Source organism: Sedimentisphaera salicampi (assembly GCF_002117005.1).
GTDB classification, from domain to species: Bacteria; Planctomycetota; Phycisphaerae; order Sedimentisphaerales; family Sedimentisphaeraceae; genus Sedimentisphaera; species Sedimentisphaera salicampi.
Map to the genome: position 1 here is coordinate 1,307,356 of NZ_CP021023.1, position 15,379 is coordinate 1,322,734.

The window sequence follows — 15,379 nt, forward strand, 5'->3', positions numbered from 1 at the left end:
AGACTTTCAAAAAGTAGGCGACACACTCTGCAATGCTGCTGAGAAAAGGAATTCAAGCCATGACCCGAAGAAAGAAAAAACAAAAACCGGCTAGTCGCAGAAATACCAACCCCTCCAGTAATCAACCAAGAAATAAAGAACAATCAACCCGTGGAATTGCTCAATTACATCACAAGCATTTCGAAGGCCCTATTCCTCCCCCTGAAGTTCTTGGAGCATATGAGCCTGAAATAGCTAAAACTATAGTACAGATGGCTCAGAATGAAAGCAAACATAGACATCAGATTGAAACTAATGAGCAGAAAAACAGAGCAGAATACATCCGGACGAAACAAAATCTTATTTATCAAACAACCCGCAACAGTCAGGTGTTCGCCTTTATAATTCTATTTATAACAATAACAGGCAGCATATTCCTGTTGTATAAAGGGAGAAATCTCAGCGGAGCAGGCACTTTCATTGCCGGAATCGCCCCTGCTCTAAAAGTCCTATTTTCCAATCCCAACAAGAAACAGACAGACAAAAAGCCCTGAAAACCATTTGACGATTTCAGGGCTTTGTTTATAAGTCGGAGTGGCGAGATTCGAACTCACGACCCCTTGCTCCCAAAGCAAGTGCTCTAGCCAAGCTGAGCTACACTCCGATTTTGAATAGACGGGGTATTTTACACAGACCCTTTTTCAATTCAAGATTATAATTGAGAATTTCGATGTTTTTTCAACTCGCAGGATTAAAGTATCTTTCTGCAAGATGAAACGGGAGGAAGAAAAAGCCCCGCCGGCGTGAATGCAGACGGGGCTTGAATATTCATATTCAGTTCTACCAAGCGAAATGAGCAAATGCTTTATTCGCTTCAGCCATCCTGTGCACATTTGTGCGCATTGTCATAGCTGAGCCTTCGCCCTTGTATGCATCGCATAGCTCTGCGGCGAGTCTTTCGGCCAAAGGCCTGCCCTTCTTGCCCCTAATGCCGTCGAGAATCCAGCGGAAGGCAAGAGCCCTCTGCCTGTTTGGCTTAACCTGCATAGGCACCTGATAGCTCGCACCGCCCACACGTTTACTGCGAACTTCAAGGGCAGGCTTTACATTTTCAATAGCCTTCTCGAAGACCTCATTAGGAGGACAATCCTTAATCCGTTTTTCAACAATACCCATCGCATCATAGAAAACTTTGCGTGCTACGCTCTTTTTCCCATCAAGCATAAGGCAATTGATAAATTTGGCAATCAGCTTACTTCCATAGACCGGATCAGCCTGAAGCTGAGTTGCAGATGCTGTAAATTTCTTTGCCATACTGTGCTTTATCCCTTATTCTAAAACAAAAATTACTTATTCTTAGCGCCGTACTTACTTCTTCCCTGCTTACGTCCGTCAACGCCCGCAGTATCGAGGGCGCCTCTGACAACGTGGTAACGCACACCCGGAAGGTCTCGTACACGACCGCCTCTGACAAGAACAGTACTGTGTTCCTGAAGGTTATGGTCTATGCCGGGAATATACGCTGTTACCTCTTTGCCGTTTGTAAGACGAACCCTTGTGATCTTACGAAGGGCAGAGTTCGGCTTCTTAGGTGTCTGCGTTCTAACTATAAGGCACACACCTCTTTTCTGCGGACATCCTCGGATATCCGAAATTCTTTTGCGGGAGGGCTTTTTCCTTCCCTTCCTAATCAGCTGGTTGATTGTGGGCATTATTAAAAACCTTTAATAAACTGTTAATATTTCATTCTTATCAGACCGCAGTTAAGGGGCTAGAGGCTTAAAGCCCGAGAGCTTCCCTTATAGCTGCATCAGCAGCGGCCTCTGCATCCTTGCTTTCCTTGATCTCTTCAGGTACAGGCTCTTCGGCATTGTAAACCACATTCAGTTTCTCGTAGTCCTTGAATCCAGTTCCGGCCGGTATGAGCCTTCCAAGAATTACATTCTCTTTAAGGCCGCGTAGCTTATCAATTCTACCGCTTAATGAAGCTTCAGTCAACACTTTTGTTGTTTCCTGGAAGCTCGCTGCTGAGATAAAGCTCTCAGACCTCAGAGAAGACTTGGTTATACCAAGAAGCAGGGTGTTTGCTGTAGCGGGCTGCGGGCGTTTGCCCTTAGCCGGCTCGCCAACGAGCAGCTCCACCTTCTCGTTAGCCTTTGTGAGCTCTTCTTTGCTCACTTTCTGGCCTTCTTTGAGATCGGTATCGCCCGGGTCAGTAATGATCAGCTCGTTTGCAAGCGCTGCATTAACCCGCTTAAACTCGCTTTTATCCACCACTTCTCCCGGGAGGAAACCGCTGTCTCCTACGGTATCAATCTCAACCTTGCGAAGCATCTGGGAAATAATTATTTCAACGTGTTTGTCGTTGATCTTAACATTCTGAGCACGATAAACATTCTGAATCTCGTTGAGCAGATAGCCCTGCAGGGCTTCTTCGCCTTTGATTCTCAGGATATCATGAGGCACGAGCGGCCCCTGAGTGAGCGGGTCGCCGGCCTGCACGGTATCACCTGCGTGTACGTTCAGGTGCCTGTCTCTTGGCACATGATGCTCACGCTCAAGGCCGGACTGCTCATTTCGTACGGTGATTGTAATCTTGCCTCTTCTGCGTTCACGCTGAAGCTCGACAACGCCGGAAATCTCCGCCATTGCAGCAGGTTCTTTCGGTTTTCTCGCCTCGAAGATTTCCGTAACTCGAGGCAGTCCGCCTGTAATATCCTGCGTGCCGTCTGATGCTCTTGGAAGTCTTGCCAGCAGCGCACCTGCCTTCACTTCCTGACCATCTTCCACATTTATTCGGGCCTTGGCCGGCAGATAATGCACATCAAGAATCTTTCCGGTTTCGTCTTCGATAACAACCTGCGGATGCCTGTCGCCTTTGTGTTCGATAACCACCGGATACGGCTTCTGTCCCTTGCGTTCTTCTTCAATTCGAACTGTTTCGCCTTCAATTATATCGTGCAGACGAATCCGGCCGTCAACCTCGGCAAGAATCGGGATACGGTGGGGGTCCCAGCGGAAGAGCTTCTGCCCCTTCTTCACCTTCTGCCCGTCCTTAACCTGAATGAAGTAGCCGTATTCCACAGGATACTTCTCCAGCTCACGGTCTCTATCGTCAACAATAGCAAGCTCAGATTTTCTCTTCAGGCAAACATATTCCTCGCCCTTCTCTGAGCTTACAGTAACATACTTGATATCGCGATACCTTATAGTACCGCCTCTGGCTGCCTTCTGGGCGTCTTCAACTACTGCACGGGAGGCAATACCGCCTGTATGGAAGGTACGCATAGTAAGCTGGGTGCCGGGCTCGCCGATAGACTGAGCGGCAACAATCCCAACTGCCATACCCTTCTCCACCTCGCGGCTCTTGCTCATATCCCAGCCGTAACATTTTGAACATACGCCTTCTCTGGCATCGCAAGTCAGAGCGCTTCGTACCCTGATTGAATCAAGGCCGAGCTCTTCTAATTTCGCTGCTGCTTTCGGTGTTATAATCTCGTTCTCCGCAACGATCATCTCATCACGGATCGGATCTTTAATGTTATCTCTTGCCGTTCTTCCCACAATCATAGCACTGAGCGGGATATCAACGGCCTCATCTTTGTAAACTGTAGTTTTGGTAACGCCCTGAAGCGTGCCGCAGTCGTCTTCGGTAACGATAACATTCTGAGCAACATCAGCCAGCTTACGAGTGAGGTAGCCCGAATCAGCAGTCTTGAGTGCCGTATCGGCAAGACCTTTACGAGCACCATGAGTAGAGCTGAAATACTCAAGCACGTTAAGCCCTTCACGGAAGTTGGATTTAATGGGCGTTTCGATAATCTCACCGCTCGGCTTTGCCATCAATGCACGCATACCTGCAAGCTGCATAATCTGATCAACACTGCCTCGAGCTCCGGAGTGTCTCATTACCCATATCGGATTGAGATAAGGCTTCCCGTCTCTTGTATCGCTCTGGAGGCTGTCAAGCATAGCGTTTGTAACTTCAATCCTCGCATGCGTCCAAACGTCAATAATCTGGTTCTTTCGTTCTGTTTCGGTAAGCAGTCCCTCTGAGTAGTTGTCGGAGATTTTATCTACTTCTTTCTGCGCCTTGTCCAGGATCTCCATCTTTGTTTCGGGCACTTTCAGGTCTGTAATGCCGAAGCTGAGCCCCGCAAGAGCTGCATACTTAAACCCAAGATCCTTCACTTCATCAAGGATATCAACCGTAGCACCGCTGCCAATTCTCTGATAGCACTCGCTGATCACTTTTCCAAGCTGCTTGCTGCTCATCAGAAGATTGAAGAACGGAATCTCAACAGGGAAGATATCGTTGAAAAGACACCTTCCGGCAGTAGTCTCTACGACACCGCCCTCACGGACTCCGTTTTCATCCATAAATTCTTTTCCGTCGGGCAGACGCACCTTCACCTTGGCATGAGCCGAAACTACACCTCTGTCGTATGCACTGATCGCCTCGTAGGTATCGCGGAAGATCATTCCCTCGCCCTTCTCGCCTGCTACTACAGTGGTAAGGTAGTAGTTTCCAAGCACAATATCCTGAGAAGGAGTAAGGTTTGGAGAACCGTTTGCCGGCGAAAAAATATTGTTTGTTGCGAGGATAAGCGTATGCGCTTCAACCTGCGCCTCGCTGCTGAGCGGGAGGTGAACAGCCATCTGGTCGCCGTCGAAGTCTGCATTGAAGCCTTTGCATGCAAGCGGGTGGAGGTGAATCGCATTACCTTCAACCAGCACAGGCTCAAACGCCTGAATACCCATTCTGTGCAGGGTTGGCGCACGGTTGAGAAGAATCGGATGCTGGTAGATCACCTCTTCAAGTATATCCCATACGCAGTCTTCCCTGCGTTCCAGCATTCGTTTTGCGCTTTTAACGGTATCTGCATATCCCTTCTCACGAAGCCTGCGTATTATGAACGGCTGATAAAGCTCAAGTGCAATCTTCTTAGGCAGTCCGCACTGATTCAGTTTAAGCCACGGGCCAACCACAATAACAGAACGGGCAGAATAATCCACACGCTTTCCGAGAAGGTTCTCACGGAAACGCCCCTGCTTGCCTTTGATCATGTCAGTAAGCGATTTAAGGGCTCTGCTGTTGCTGCCCACTACCGGCCTTCTGCACCTGTTGTTGTCGAGCAGTGCATCCACGGCCTGCTGAAGCATACGCTTCTCGTTGCGAATAATAACTTCAGGAGCGTTTAAATCCATCAGCTTGGCGAGCCTGTTGTTTCTGTTGATGATTCGCCTGTACAGATCGTTCAAATCGCTTGTTGCGAAGTTTCCGCTCTCAAGCATCACCAGCGGCCTTAAGTCCGGCGGGATAACAGGCAGAACTTTCATAATCATATTGCGCGGGTCGTTGCCGCTCTCACGCAGGGCGTTTACAGTTTTGAGCCTCTTGCTGAGTTCATTTATCTTCTGCTTGCTTCCTGTGCTGTTTATCTGTTCGTGAAGCTCAACGCTTAGAAGCTCGAGGTCGAGTTTGTCAACAAGCTCTTCCACTGCTTCTGCCCCCATCGAGGCTCTGAATTCTCTACCGTATTTGCTGACTGCATCGCGGTATTCCTCTTCGCTGAGCAGCTGGTTTTCCTCAAGGGGTGTTTCCCCGGGATCGATCACTACATAGTCCTGAAAGTAAACGATTTTCTCGAGGTCGCTCGTTTTGAAGCCCAGAAGCGTACTGAGCCTGCTGGGCATAGCCTTAAAGAACCATATATGCACAACGGGAGCAGCGAGGGTGATATGCCCCATGCGTTTTCTTCTAACACGGCTCGGGGCCACTTTAACACCGCAGCGTTCGCAGATAATTCCCTTAAATTTGGTGCCCTTGTGTCTGCCGCAGGCACATTCGTAATCCCTTTCCGGACCGAATATCCTCTCACAGAACAGACCTTCCTTCTCAGCACGATATGTTCTGTAGTTAATCGTCTCAGGCTTTTTAACTTCCCCGAAAGACCAGCTCCTGATATCATCAGGGCTGGCAAGGGTAATCTTTACTGAGTCGAAATTGTTAATTTTTTCAAAACCAGGTTCTATCATTTCCCAGTAGCTCCTTTACTAAGAGGGCTCAAAGATTTCACACCTAAAACGGCGAATTGTCTTTTTTGGTTCTTTCAAGTCTCATATTCAGGCCAAGACCCTTAATCTCATTACAGAGAACTTCAAACGAAACAGGCGTACCGGCCTGAAGAGAATTATTGCCCTTCACCATAGATTCGTATATCTTGCTGCGGCCTTCAATATCATCGCTCTTAACAGTAAGAATTTCCTGCAGAAGGTATGCAGCTCCATAGCCTTCAAGCGCCCATACTTCCATCTCACCGAAACGCTGACCGCCTGCCCTGGCTTTACCGCCGAGAGGCTGCTGAGTGATGAGGCTGTATGGTCCGGTGCTCCTTGCGTGCAGCTTATCATCAACAAGGTGGTGCAGTTTGAGCATATACATATACCCAACCGTGCCTCTCTGCTCAAACGGCTCACCAGTACGGCCGTCGTAAAGCTGATTCTTTAGGGTATCAGGCACAACCGAGAGAAGCTGGTCTTTCGGAGGCGGTGTTTTTGTTTTCTCGCATTCGTCTCGAACATTTTTCACGTGCTCGTTTGCCTGCATTGTAAGCTCGAATATTTCCTCTTCGGTTGCCCCGTCAAACACAGGGGTTATGCCGTCGAATCCGAGAACTTTAGCCGCCCAGCCCAGATGCGTTTCGAGAATTTGGCCAACATTCATACGTGAAGGCACGCCGAGAGGGTTGAGCAGGATGTCAACCGGAGTTCCGTCATCAAGGAACGGCATATCTTCTTCCGGCATAATCCTTGCGATAATCCCCTTATTACCATGGCGGCCTGCCATCTTATCACCCACAGAGAGCGGACGTTTCATAGCTACGTAGATCTTCACCTTCTCGAGCACACCGTTGGGCAACTCATCGCCCCGCTTCATATGCTCGGTAACTCTCTCGAGCTCCTGACCGATCTCAACAATCTGCGGCCAGTACATATCTACGATTTCCTGGAATTTCTTCTTTTTATTGCTCTGCTTGAGCCAGCTTGGAGAGAAACTCTCAATCTGCTCAGCGATCACATCATCATCCTTGCTCACCCCTGCCTTCTGAAGGGTGTCCGGATCGATAACATCAACCTCGCCCAGCTCGCTGTAAACAGTTTCCATCATATTTCTGAAAAGACGAATCTGCTTTCCGAGAGATTCTTTTCTGAGCTTTTCGATTTTTTCGTTAAGCTCTTTCTTTTCCGCTTCGTTGGTTGCTGTGTATCTGCGGAAATGCTTTGTGCCTATTATTACCCCTTCGTGGCCGCTGGGCATAACAAGCGAATCATTTTTCACATCTTCGCCAGCCCTGCCGAAAATGGCATGCAGGAGCTTCTCTTCAGGCGTAAGCTCAGTTTTGCTCTTCGGAGACACCTTGCCCACGAGTATATCGCCCGGGCCAACCCGAGTTCCCTCGCAGATCACGCCGCGGGCATCAAGATTCCGGAGCATCTTCTCGCCCACATTCGGGATATCTCTTGTAAACTCTTCTCGTCCAAGCTTGGTTTCGCGAACCTCTACCTCGAACTCATCTATATGAACACTTGTGAAAGTGTCTTCCTTAACCACCTTCTGGCTTATAAGAATAGCGTCCTCGAAGTTGTATCCGTCGAAAGGCATAAATGCAACGAGAAGGTTCTTTCCAATAGAAAGCGTACCGTTGCATGTTCCTCCGCCGTCTGCAATAATCTGCCCTTGTTCAACCTTATCGCCAAGGATTACAGTAGGCTTCTGGTTAAGGCAGGTTCTTTCATTGAGGCCGCGGTATTTGCGAAGGTGATATTCGTCCCTGTCGTCAACTACAATCTTCGTAGCATCAACTGCGGTAACCGTGCCGCTGCGGCGGGCTTTAACAACCATTGGGGTGTTCTTGGGAACTTCATATTCCATGCCCGTTCCCACAAATGGCGCTTCTGTTTTGAGCAGCGGAACCGCCTGCCTCATCATATTCGAGCCCATAAGAGCCCTGTTGGCATCGTCGTGATCGAGGAATGGGATAAGCGAAGCTGAAATACCCACAGTTTGCTGTGAAGAAACATCAAGATACTCAACTTCTTTGCTGTCTATCTGAGTGAGTTCGCCCTTCTCACGTGCGAGCACCGGGCCTGACCTGAGCTTCTTCTGGTCTTTCAAATCTAAAGCTGCCGGCGGCGCACATACCACATCATCTTCATTATCCGCACGCATTGTAGCAACCTCGCCGGTGAGCTTGCGGTTCTTAACCTTCATATAAGGCGTCATCAGGAAGCCGTATTCATCAAGGCTCGAGTAAACACCGAGTGAGGAAATCAGCCCGATATTGGCACCTTCAGGTGTTTCAATAGGACAAATCCTCCCGTAGTGCGAAATGTGAACGTCTCTAACTTCAAAGCCTGCGCGTTTTCTGTTGAGCCCGCCCGGGCCGAGAGCTGAGAGCCTTCTTTCGTGCGTGAGCTGACTGAGGCAGTTTGTCTGGTCAACCACCTGACTCAGCTCGCCTCTGCCGAAGAAGGCGTCGATATGATTCGAAACGCTCTTGCTGTTTACAATATCCGAAATTTTCTTGATATCTTCGGCCTGCTTGCTGCTCATCCTGTCTGTAACAGTTCTGCGGAGCTTTAAGAGCCCCTTTCTGATCTCATCTGAGCCCAGCTCGCCCACAGTTCTAACGCGGCGATTACCGAGATGGTCGATATCATCAATCTCACCCTGATTTGCCCTGAGCCTGAGGATGTAGCTGACAACGTTAATATAGTCCTGCGGTCTGATGGTCTGATGTTCTTCAGAAACATCTGTCCCGAATTTCCTGTTCAGGCGGAAACGGCCAACCTTCCCGAGACGATACCTGCTCTTGTCGTAAAAACGTTCGTTGAACAGCTGCTCAGCCTTTTCAACGTTTGCAGGGTTCCCCGGACGCAGCTTTGAATATATCTTTATAAGGGCGTGTTCGTAGGTTTCGCAGTCATCCTCAGCGAGGGTGTTGAGGATAAGCATATCGTTGAGATTTTTCACAACCTCAATTTTGTCAATGCCGCTGCCCTGAATCTGGCCTACTCTCTCGCCTATCTGATGGCCGGAGTCAACAATGATTTCTCCGGTTTCGGTATCTACAACCTGCCCCACTGCCCACATTGTGGGCTCAAGTTTGGCAGGTGAAATTTCTTCTGTTTCGTAAAACTGCCTTATAACTGCGGCTGTAGTTCCGTATTCTGGAGCCATAGCGCGCAATAGCACAGTTGCCGGGAGCTTATTGGACTGATCAATCTTAACAATGAGCTGGTCTTTCTTGGTTACATTTACCTCAAGCCAGCTTCCCCTTTCGGGAATAATCCTGCCTCCGTGAAGAACCCTGTCTGCCTCTTTGCTTTCGATGCCGAAGTCAACGCCAGGGCCTCTGTGAAGCTGGTTTACGATAACCCTCTCAGCTCCGTTTACGATGAATGTACCGCCCCCGAGCATAACTGGCATCTCCCCGAGAAATACTGCCTGCTCGGTAACTTCATCAAGCTTTTTGTTTGTAAGCCGGAATGTAACACGGAGCGGATAGCCGTAGGTCAGCTTAAGCTCCTTGCATTCCAGAGGCGTGTACCTCGGTCTCTCCAGGGCGTAGTGCAGATATTCAAGGGTAAGGTCCTGCCCTTCTATCGGAAAAGACTCCCTGAAAACGGCTTCCAAGCCGAAATCTTCTCTCTCTGCAGGATTTTTGTCGAGCTGGAGGAATTTCCTGTAGCTCTCTCTCTGCACCATTGTTAAATCCGGTACAGGAATAGTTTTATTTATTTTCCCAAAATTTCGTACTGCTCTTGGCCCCATTCAAAATCTCCGCTTAAATATGATAATGCAAGCACGAGTCTGCCGGTGCTAAAGCCCGGCATATATAAACGCAATAAAGGTGTACGGGAAGGAGAGCATCTCTCCTACCCGACACCACTATAAATTCAAAGATATCAGGCCGCCTCGGCAGCCGTTGGAAAGTTTTTAGTCGAGCTTGATTGTAGCGCCTGCTTCTTCAAGCTGCTTTTTCATTTCTTCTGCCTCTTCTTTAGAAGCGCCTTCTTTTATCGGCTTAGGTGCATTATCAACCAGCTCTTTTGCTTCCTTCAGTCCGAGGCCTGTAATTCCGCGAACTTCCTTGATAACACCAATCTTCTTGTCGCCTGCAGCTTCGAGGATAACATCGAAAGAGGTCTTTTCCTCCTCTTCTTCGTCTCCGCCTTCGCCGCCTGCTGCAGGTCCTGCCATCATTACTGCGCCGCCGGCTGCAGGTTCGATTCCATACTCTTCCTTGAGGTAATCAGCAAGCTCTTTAGCCTGCATCAGAGTAAGGTTTACAATGCTGTCGCCGATCGATTTAATATCGTCGCTGAATGTTTTTGCTTCTTCGCTCATATTATTAATCTCCTTTTATTACCCGCTTATGCCGACTGCCGCAGCTACGCCGCCGCGTTTAACCCTTTCGGGACGACCGACAAATGCCGTAATAATTGAATAGATTGTCTTCTGTTTATTATCCTTTTGAAGGCAGACTAAGCAGCCTGCTCTTCCTTTTGCTCGATAAGAGTTTTCAGGCAGCCCGCAATATTTGATGCAGGACTTTCCACCGCACCTGCAACATTTGAAGCCGGTGTCTGAGAAATCTGCACAATCTGAGCCTGCAGCTCTGCACGGTTCGGCATCTTGGCAAGGTCGCTTACGCCTTCGGCGCCAACTACACTGCCTTCTACGAAAGCCCCTTTCAGATCCAGAACCTTCAGCTTCTTCTTGAGATCTACCATCTCTTTGGCAACATCTACAATGCTGTCGCCGCCGTAAGCTACAGTGCACTGCCCTGACTTGAAAAGCTCTGTCGCCTGCTCTTTATCAGCAGAATTGAGAACCTTCCTCATAAGGCTGTTGCGGACAACCTTAATCGTGATGCCCTTTTCGCTGAGGTCTGCACGCATCTGGTTGTTCTGGTTTCCGCCGATTCCATCAATACCGATTACGAGAAAATTCTCAACATCCTTAAACTGGGCCTCAAGTTCTCTCTGAAGTAATTGTTTTACAAACTTACTCATTTTTCTTCACCTTTCAGCTCAATCTCAACACCAGGGCTCATTGTTGAACTGATGCATACCTTCTTAATATATGTGCCCTTAACTGATTCGGGCTTCATTTTATCTATCTGGTCGATAAAATACTTTATATTCTCAACGAGTTTCTTGTCGCTGAAGCTGAGCTTCCCGACCACTGCATGCACGTTTCCGCCGCTGTCGTTTCTGAATTCAACCTTGCCGGCAGAAAACTCTTTAACAGCAGTAACCACATCAGGGGTAACCGTACCGTTTTTAGGAGAAGGCATCTTTCCCTGCGGGCCGAGTACTCGGCCGAGCTTGCCGACCTTGCTCATAAGCTTTGGCGAAGCTATGGCAACATCAAAATCAAGCCATCCGCCTGAAACCTTTTCTACGAGTTCATCTGCGCCTGCATCAACAGCACCGGCAGCTTTTGCATCTTCGGCTTCTGTATCTTCACAGAACGCAATTACCTTTTTTGTTTTCCCGATTCCGTTTGGAAGGGAAAGGGCTCCTCTGATAAGCTGATCAGACTGGCGAGGGTCGATCCCCAGATGCATCACTACATCCACCGACTGGTCAAACTTCGTCGCAGAGAAACCTTTTAATACCTCTACAGCATCCTTCACAGAAAGAGGCTGTTTGGGGGCTTTTTCTGCTGCCTCCCGGTATCTTCTGCTTTTATTCATTCAATTTTCCTTTCGCGTTAAATCTCAGTCAACGCTCCCACTGAAGCCGTGGTAAGCAAACAATATTATCCTGAAACCTCAATGCCCATGCTGCGCGCCGTACCTTCAATGATGCGGTCTGCTGATTCTACCTTATAGGCGTTCAGGTCTTTCATTTTCATCTCAGAGATTTCACGTATTTGAGCCTTGGTAACAGTGCCCACTTTGTTTGTGTTTGGCTCGCCGCTGCCCTTGTCCAGCCCCGCTGCCTTCATAAGAAGAACTGCCGCTGGAGGGCTCTTTACGATAAAATCAAAGCTTCTGTCGCTGTAAACATTAATTACAACGGGAACAGTCATTCCGTTAAGCTCAGCTGTCTGATCGTTAAACTGCTGGACGAACTGACCAATATTCACACCATGCTGACCAAGCGCAGGGCCAATCGGAGGTGCTGGCGTTGCCTTCCCGCCCGATGCCTGAAGCTTAATCTGTCCGGTTAGTTCTTTTGCCATTTTTTATAAACCTCTTGAACTCGTAAAAAAGTATTTTTATCAAATCCCGCCGGCAACAGAAATTTCACGCTGCCCACGGCAAATATCAGAAACAGGCTAGCCCTTTTCGAGCTGCCAGTATTCAATCTCTATTGGTGTGCTTCTTCCAAAGACGTTAGCTATCACCCTTACCACACCCCTCTCGGTGTCAACCGAATCAACCACACCTTCTGTATTTTCAAAAGCGCCGTCTATTATTTTAACCGGATCGCCAACATTAAATTCAAGCTTGAAAACAGGTTCCTCTTCAGTTTCCTGTTTTTCAACTTCCTGAAGCATCTTGGCCACCTCCGTATCCCGCATTGGAGTAGGCACGCCTTCAGTGCCGATGAAATCGCCAACACCGCCGGTTTCTTTAATCAAGAACCACGGCTTCTCAGGAATCCTGCCGTTTTCATCCGTCTCAAGCTCCATAAACACATAACCGGGATAGAGCTTCTGGTTTTTAATTCGGTCTTTTCCTTCTTTGGTGCGTTCTCTTTTTCTCTCAGTAGGAACTACCACCCTTCCGACATACTCCTCAAGATGTTCAAGCTTAACCTTTTTCTCGATCGTATCACGGACGTAATTTTCCTTGTTTGAGGCCACCCTCAGCACATACCACTGCATAAAACAGACCTCACCTTACGAGTAAATCTTGAACACATACTCAAACATAGAACGGAAACCGATATCTACAGCCCCCAGAAGCAGGGAGATTATCACAACCACAGATATCACAATCATCGTAGAAGCTATAATCTGGGCTCTGGAAGACCAGCTCACCTTCTTGAGCTCTCCCTCTGATTCGATGAGGAAATCTGCAAAATTTGGCTTATTCTGGACAGAATAAATAAGCCAGCTGAGCCCCGCCAAAACTGCTGCTGGAACCATATACTCAATCCACGGGTTTCCAGTCATGGTGAGCATCTCGCTGAGTCTGTAGCAGCCCCAGCATGCCAGCGCAAAACACGCAAGACTTGTCCATAAACGAGTATGATATCCCTGTCCTCTTTTGTATATATATAGCTGCATGGATTACCTCTGCCAAATATTATGCGCATTTATACTATTAACAGGACACGAGGGAATCGAACCCCCAACCTTTGGTTTTGGAAACCAATGCTCTGCCAATTGAGCTAGTGTCCTAAGCGCGTTTTATTTTCGTCTGATCTTATGAACAGTATGCTTTCGTTCATTTTTGCAGTACTTCTTCAGCTCAATTTTTGGAACACCGCCTACCACATTAACGGGAGTACGGTAATTCCTTGAGCCGCAATCTTTGCATTCAAACCAAACGTGTTCTCTTTTGAGTGATTTTGCCATTTTTTTACCTCTTACTGGCCTCTAAAATAGAGCTGGCTGCAAACAATTCCGCCGTATATCTAAAGAGAAAACGTTCCCGCAGCGGCAGAAAAGATACTAATTAAAAATTTGAGATAAAAAAAGCCGGACGGCCGGTCTGACCGCCCGACTGATATTTACTTAAGCTGGTTACTCGATAATTTCGGTAACAACGCCGGCACCTACAGTATGTCCGCCTTCACGAATAGCGAAGCGGAGGCCATCTTCCATAGCGATTGGTGCAATGATTTCTACTTCCATAGCGATGTTATCGCCCGGCATACACATCTCAGCTTCGTTTCCTTCACGGCTCATAATCTTGTTCACAGAGCCGGTTACATCAGTTGTACGGAAATAGAACTGAGGACGGTATCCAGCGAAGAACGGGCTGTGACGTCCGCCTTCTTCCTTAGTAAGTACATATACCTCACACTTGAACTTGGTGTGCGGTGTAATAGACTTAGGAGTTGCGAGCACCTGACCGCGTACGAGGTCTTTCTTTTCAACGCCGCGGAGCAGAAGCCCAACGTTATCACCAGCCTGACCTTCGTTAAGAGTTTTGTTGAACATCTCAACGCCTGTACAGGTGGTCTTGCGTGTCTCGCCGAGACCAACGATCTCAACTTCATCGTTCACGTGGATCACGCCGCGTTCTACACGACCGGTTCCTACAGTACCACGCCCCTTGATGGAGAACACGTCTTCAACTGGCATCAGGAATGTCTGATCTACAGCACGCTCAGGTACCGGGATGTAGTCATCAACTGCACCCATAAGATCATCGATGCACTTGCATGCCTCGTCGTCCTTACCGTTTGATTCCATAGCCTTCAGAGCTGAACCCTGAATAATCGGAACCTCATCACCCGGGAATTCGTACTTGCTGAGAAGCTCACGAATTTCCATTTCTACCAGTTCGAGCAGTTCAGGATCATCAACCTGATCTACCTTGTTCATAAACACAACAATTCTGGGAACGTTTACCTGACGTGCGAGCAGGAGGTGCTCACGTGTCTGAGGCATCGGGCCGTCTGAGGCCGCTACCACCATAATAGCACCGTCCATCTGAGCAGCACCAGTAATCATGTTCTTTACATAGTCGGCGTGTCCAGGACAGTCAACGTGTGCATAGTGCCTTTTGTCTGTTTCATACTCTACGTGAGCGGTATTAATAGTAATACCACGCTCTTTCTCTTCGGGAGCATTGTCGATTTCATCAAATCTTTTGCCCTCTTCGCCGCGATTGTTCGCCATGCGCATTGTGATTGCCGCTGTAAGAGTTGTCTTACCGTGGTCAATGTGACCAACTGTACCAATGTTCAGGTGCGGCTTGGTCCTTTCGAATACTGCTTTTGCCATTTCAGGTTTACTCCCTAAAATTCAGATTACATAAATTCTCTTTAATTTTCGCCGATTTATTTTACGCTTATTTCAAGCTTAGCAAGGCTGGGCAAGTGCTGCTGATGGGACTTGAACCCATGACCCCATCCTTACCAAGGATGTACTCTACCAACTGAGCTACAGCAGCGGAACTCAACGCCTTTATCAAGCACGGAGTAGCTCAGACCAATACTCACACCGTCCCCGCTAAAGCTCAAAATAGAGCGAACATAGTAATAAAATTTGACAAGGATGCAAATAAAAAACAAAAAATTTTAAAACTTTTTTTGATATTTTGCCAAAAAAGTTATCTCTGTTATCGCGCACCCCGCAAATCAAGCCATACCAGAACACCAGCAAGCAAAAAAAAGAAGACTTGCAAAAACTTTTAACAACCCC

13 protein-coding genes and 3 tRNA genes are annotated in these 15,379 nt (G+C 48.1%); 1 reads left to right on the forward strand and 15 read right to left on the reverse strand.

Annotated features, from left to right (window positions below; genetic code table 11):
* The first annotated feature begins 59 nt into the window (after positions 1–59).
* Positions 60–533: a DUF2335 domain-containing protein gene (locus STSP1_RS04895; protein WP_161491612.1), complete on the forward strand. Its 474-nt coding sequence runs from the start codon at positions 60–62 to the stop codon at positions 531–533.
* Between the two features lie 35 nt (positions 534–568).
* Here the strand turns inward: STSP1_RS04895 and STSP1_RS04900 are convergent.
* The 15 genes from STSP1_RS04900 to STSP1_RS04970 all read right to left on the reverse strand — a co-directional run bounded on the left by STSP1_RS04900 (position 569) and on the right by STSP1_RS04970 (position 15,128).
* Positions 569–643 (reverse strand) — tRNA-Pro (locus STSP1_RS04900).
* A 176-nt stretch (positions 644–819) separates the two neighbouring features.
* Positions 820–1,293 carry a 30S ribosomal protein S7 gene (rpsG, locus tag STSP1_RS04905; RefSeq protein WP_085755282.1) on the reverse strand — a complete coding sequence of 158 codons (474 nt, stop codon included), beginning with the start codon at positions 1,291–1,293 and terminating at the stop codon, positions 820–822.
* 32 nt (positions 1,294–1,325) lie between these two features.
* Complete coding sequence (gene rpsL, locus STSP1_RS04910) at positions 1,326–1,691, reverse strand: 30S ribosomal protein S12 (protein WP_077541405.1); 366 nt, start codon at positions 1,689–1,691, stop codon at positions 1,326–1,328.
* A gap of 67 nt (positions 1,692–1,758) precedes the next feature.
* Positions 1,759–6,018, reverse strand: coding sequence for a DNA-directed RNA polymerase subunit beta' (gene rpoC / locus STSP1_RS04915; protein ID WP_085755283.1), 4,260 nt, complete (start codon positions 6,016–6,018; stop codon positions 1,759–1,761).
* Between the two features lie 43 nt (positions 6,019–6,061).
* The gene (rpoB, locus tag STSP1_RS04920) at positions 6,062–9,817 is read right to left on the reverse strand and encodes a DNA-directed RNA polymerase subunit beta (protein WP_085755284.1); all 3,756 of its coding nucleotides are present in this window, start codon (positions 9,815–9,817) and stop codon (positions 6,062–6,064) included.
* A gap of 165 nt (positions 9,818–9,982) precedes the next feature.
* Complete coding sequence (gene rplL / locus STSP1_RS04925) at positions 9,983–10,393, reverse strand: 50S ribosomal protein L7/L12 (RefSeq protein WP_085755285.1); 411 nt, start codon at positions 10,391–10,393, stop codon at positions 9,983–9,985.
* 137 nt (positions 10,394–10,530) lie between these two features.
* Complete coding sequence (gene rplJ, locus STSP1_RS04930) at positions 10,531–11,061, reverse strand: 50S ribosomal protein L10 (protein WP_085755286.1); 531 nt, start codon at positions 11,059–11,061, stop codon at positions 10,531–10,533.
* Positions 11,058–11,747, reverse strand: a complete 690-nt coding sequence (gene rplA / locus STSP1_RS04935; RefSeq protein WP_085755287.1) for a 50S ribosomal protein L1 — start codon at positions 11,745–11,747, stop codon at positions 11,058–11,060. Before rplA ends, rplJ begins: the two co-directional genes overlap by 4 nt.
* Positions 11,748–11,812: 65 nt before the next feature.
* Positions 11,813–12,238, reverse strand: a complete 426-nt coding sequence (gene rplK, locus STSP1_RS04940) for a 50S ribosomal protein L11 (protein ID WP_085755288.1) — start codon at positions 12,236–12,238, stop codon at positions 11,813–11,815.
* A 96-nt stretch (positions 12,239–12,334) separates the two neighbouring features.
* Complete coding sequence (gene nusG, locus STSP1_RS04945; protein WP_085755289.1) at positions 12,335–12,886, reverse strand: transcription termination/antitermination protein NusG; 552 nt, start codon at positions 12,884–12,886, stop codon at positions 12,335–12,337.
* A gap of 15 nt (positions 12,887–12,901) precedes the next feature.
* Positions 12,902–13,291, reverse strand: a complete 390-nt coding sequence (gene secE / locus STSP1_RS04950; RefSeq protein ID WP_085755290.1) for a preprotein translocase subunit SecE — start codon at positions 13,289–13,291, stop codon at positions 12,902–12,904.
* Positions 13,292–13,332: 41 nt separating this feature from the next.
* Positions 13,333–13,405: transfer RNA gene (locus STSP1_RS04955), tRNA-Trp, on the reverse strand.
* Positions 13,406–13,414: 9 nt separating this feature from the next.
* Entirely contained in the window at positions 13,415–13,582 is a 168-nt protein-coding gene (gene rpmG / locus STSP1_RS04960) for a 50S ribosomal protein L33 (RefSeq protein WP_077541386.1), read from the reverse strand.
* 168 nt (positions 13,583–13,750) lie between these two features.
* A complete protein-coding gene (tuf, locus tag STSP1_RS04965) occupies positions 13,751–14,959 on the reverse strand; it encodes an elongation factor Tu (RefSeq protein ID WP_085755291.1) in 1,209 nt (402 codons plus the stop codon).
* Positions 14,960–15,055: 96 nt separating this feature from the next.
* Positions 15,056–15,128: transfer RNA gene (locus tag STSP1_RS04970), tRNA-Thr, on the reverse strand.
* Positions 15,129–15,379 lie beyond the last annotated feature (251 nt).

What these genes read in the sequence shown, in the direction of transcription:
- STSP1_RS04895 (WP_161491612.1), top strand. Translation starts at nt 60, where the DNA reads ATGACCCGAAGAAAGAAAAAACAAAAACCGGCTAGTCGCAGAAATACC.
- rpsG (WP_085755282.1), bottom strand. Translation starts at nt 1,293, where the DNA reads ATGGCAAAGAAATTTACAGCATCTGCAACTCAGCTTCAGGCTGATCCG.
- rpsL (WP_077541405.1), bottom strand. Translation starts at nt 1,691, where the DNA reads ATGCCCACAATCAACCAGCTGATTAGGAAGGGAAGGAAAAAGCCCTCC.
- rpoC (WP_085755283.1), bottom strand. Translation starts at nt 6,018, where the DNA reads ATGATAGAACCTGGTTTTGAAAAAATTAACAATTTCGACTCAGTAAAG.
- rpoB (WP_085755284.1), bottom strand. Translation starts at nt 9,817, where the DNA reads ATGGGGCCAAGAGCAGTACGAAATTTTGGGAAAATAAATAAAACTATT.
- rplL (WP_085755285.1), bottom strand. Translation starts at nt 10,393, where the DNA reads ATGAGCGAAGAAGCAAAAACATTCAGCGACGATATTAAATCGATCGGC.
- rplJ (WP_085755286.1), bottom strand. Translation starts at nt 11,061, where the DNA reads ATGAGTAAGTTTGTAAAACAATTACTTCAGAGAGAACTTGAGGCCCAG.
- rplA (WP_085755287.1), bottom strand. Translation starts at nt 11,747, where the DNA reads ATGAATAAAAGCAGAAGATACCGGGAGGCAGCAGAAAAAGCCCCCAAA.
- rplK (WP_085755288.1), bottom strand. Translation starts at nt 12,238, where the DNA reads ATGGCAAAAGAACTAACCGGACAGATTAAGCTTCAGGCATCGGGCGGG.
- nusG (WP_085755289.1), bottom strand. Translation starts at nt 12,886, where the DNA reads ATGCAGTGGTATGTGCTGAGGGTGGCCTCAAACAAGGAAAATTACGTC.
- secE (WP_085755290.1), bottom strand. Translation starts at nt 13,291, where the DNA reads ATGCAGCTATATATATACAAAAGAGGACAGGGATATCATACTCGTTTA.
- rpmG (WP_077541386.1), bottom strand. Translation starts at nt 13,582, where the DNA reads ATGGCAAAATCACTCAAAAGAGAACACGTTTGGTTTGAATGCAAAGAT.
- tuf (WP_085755291.1), bottom strand. Translation starts at nt 14,959, where the DNA reads ATGGCAAAAGCAGTATTCGAAAGGACCAAGCCGCACCTGAACATTGGT.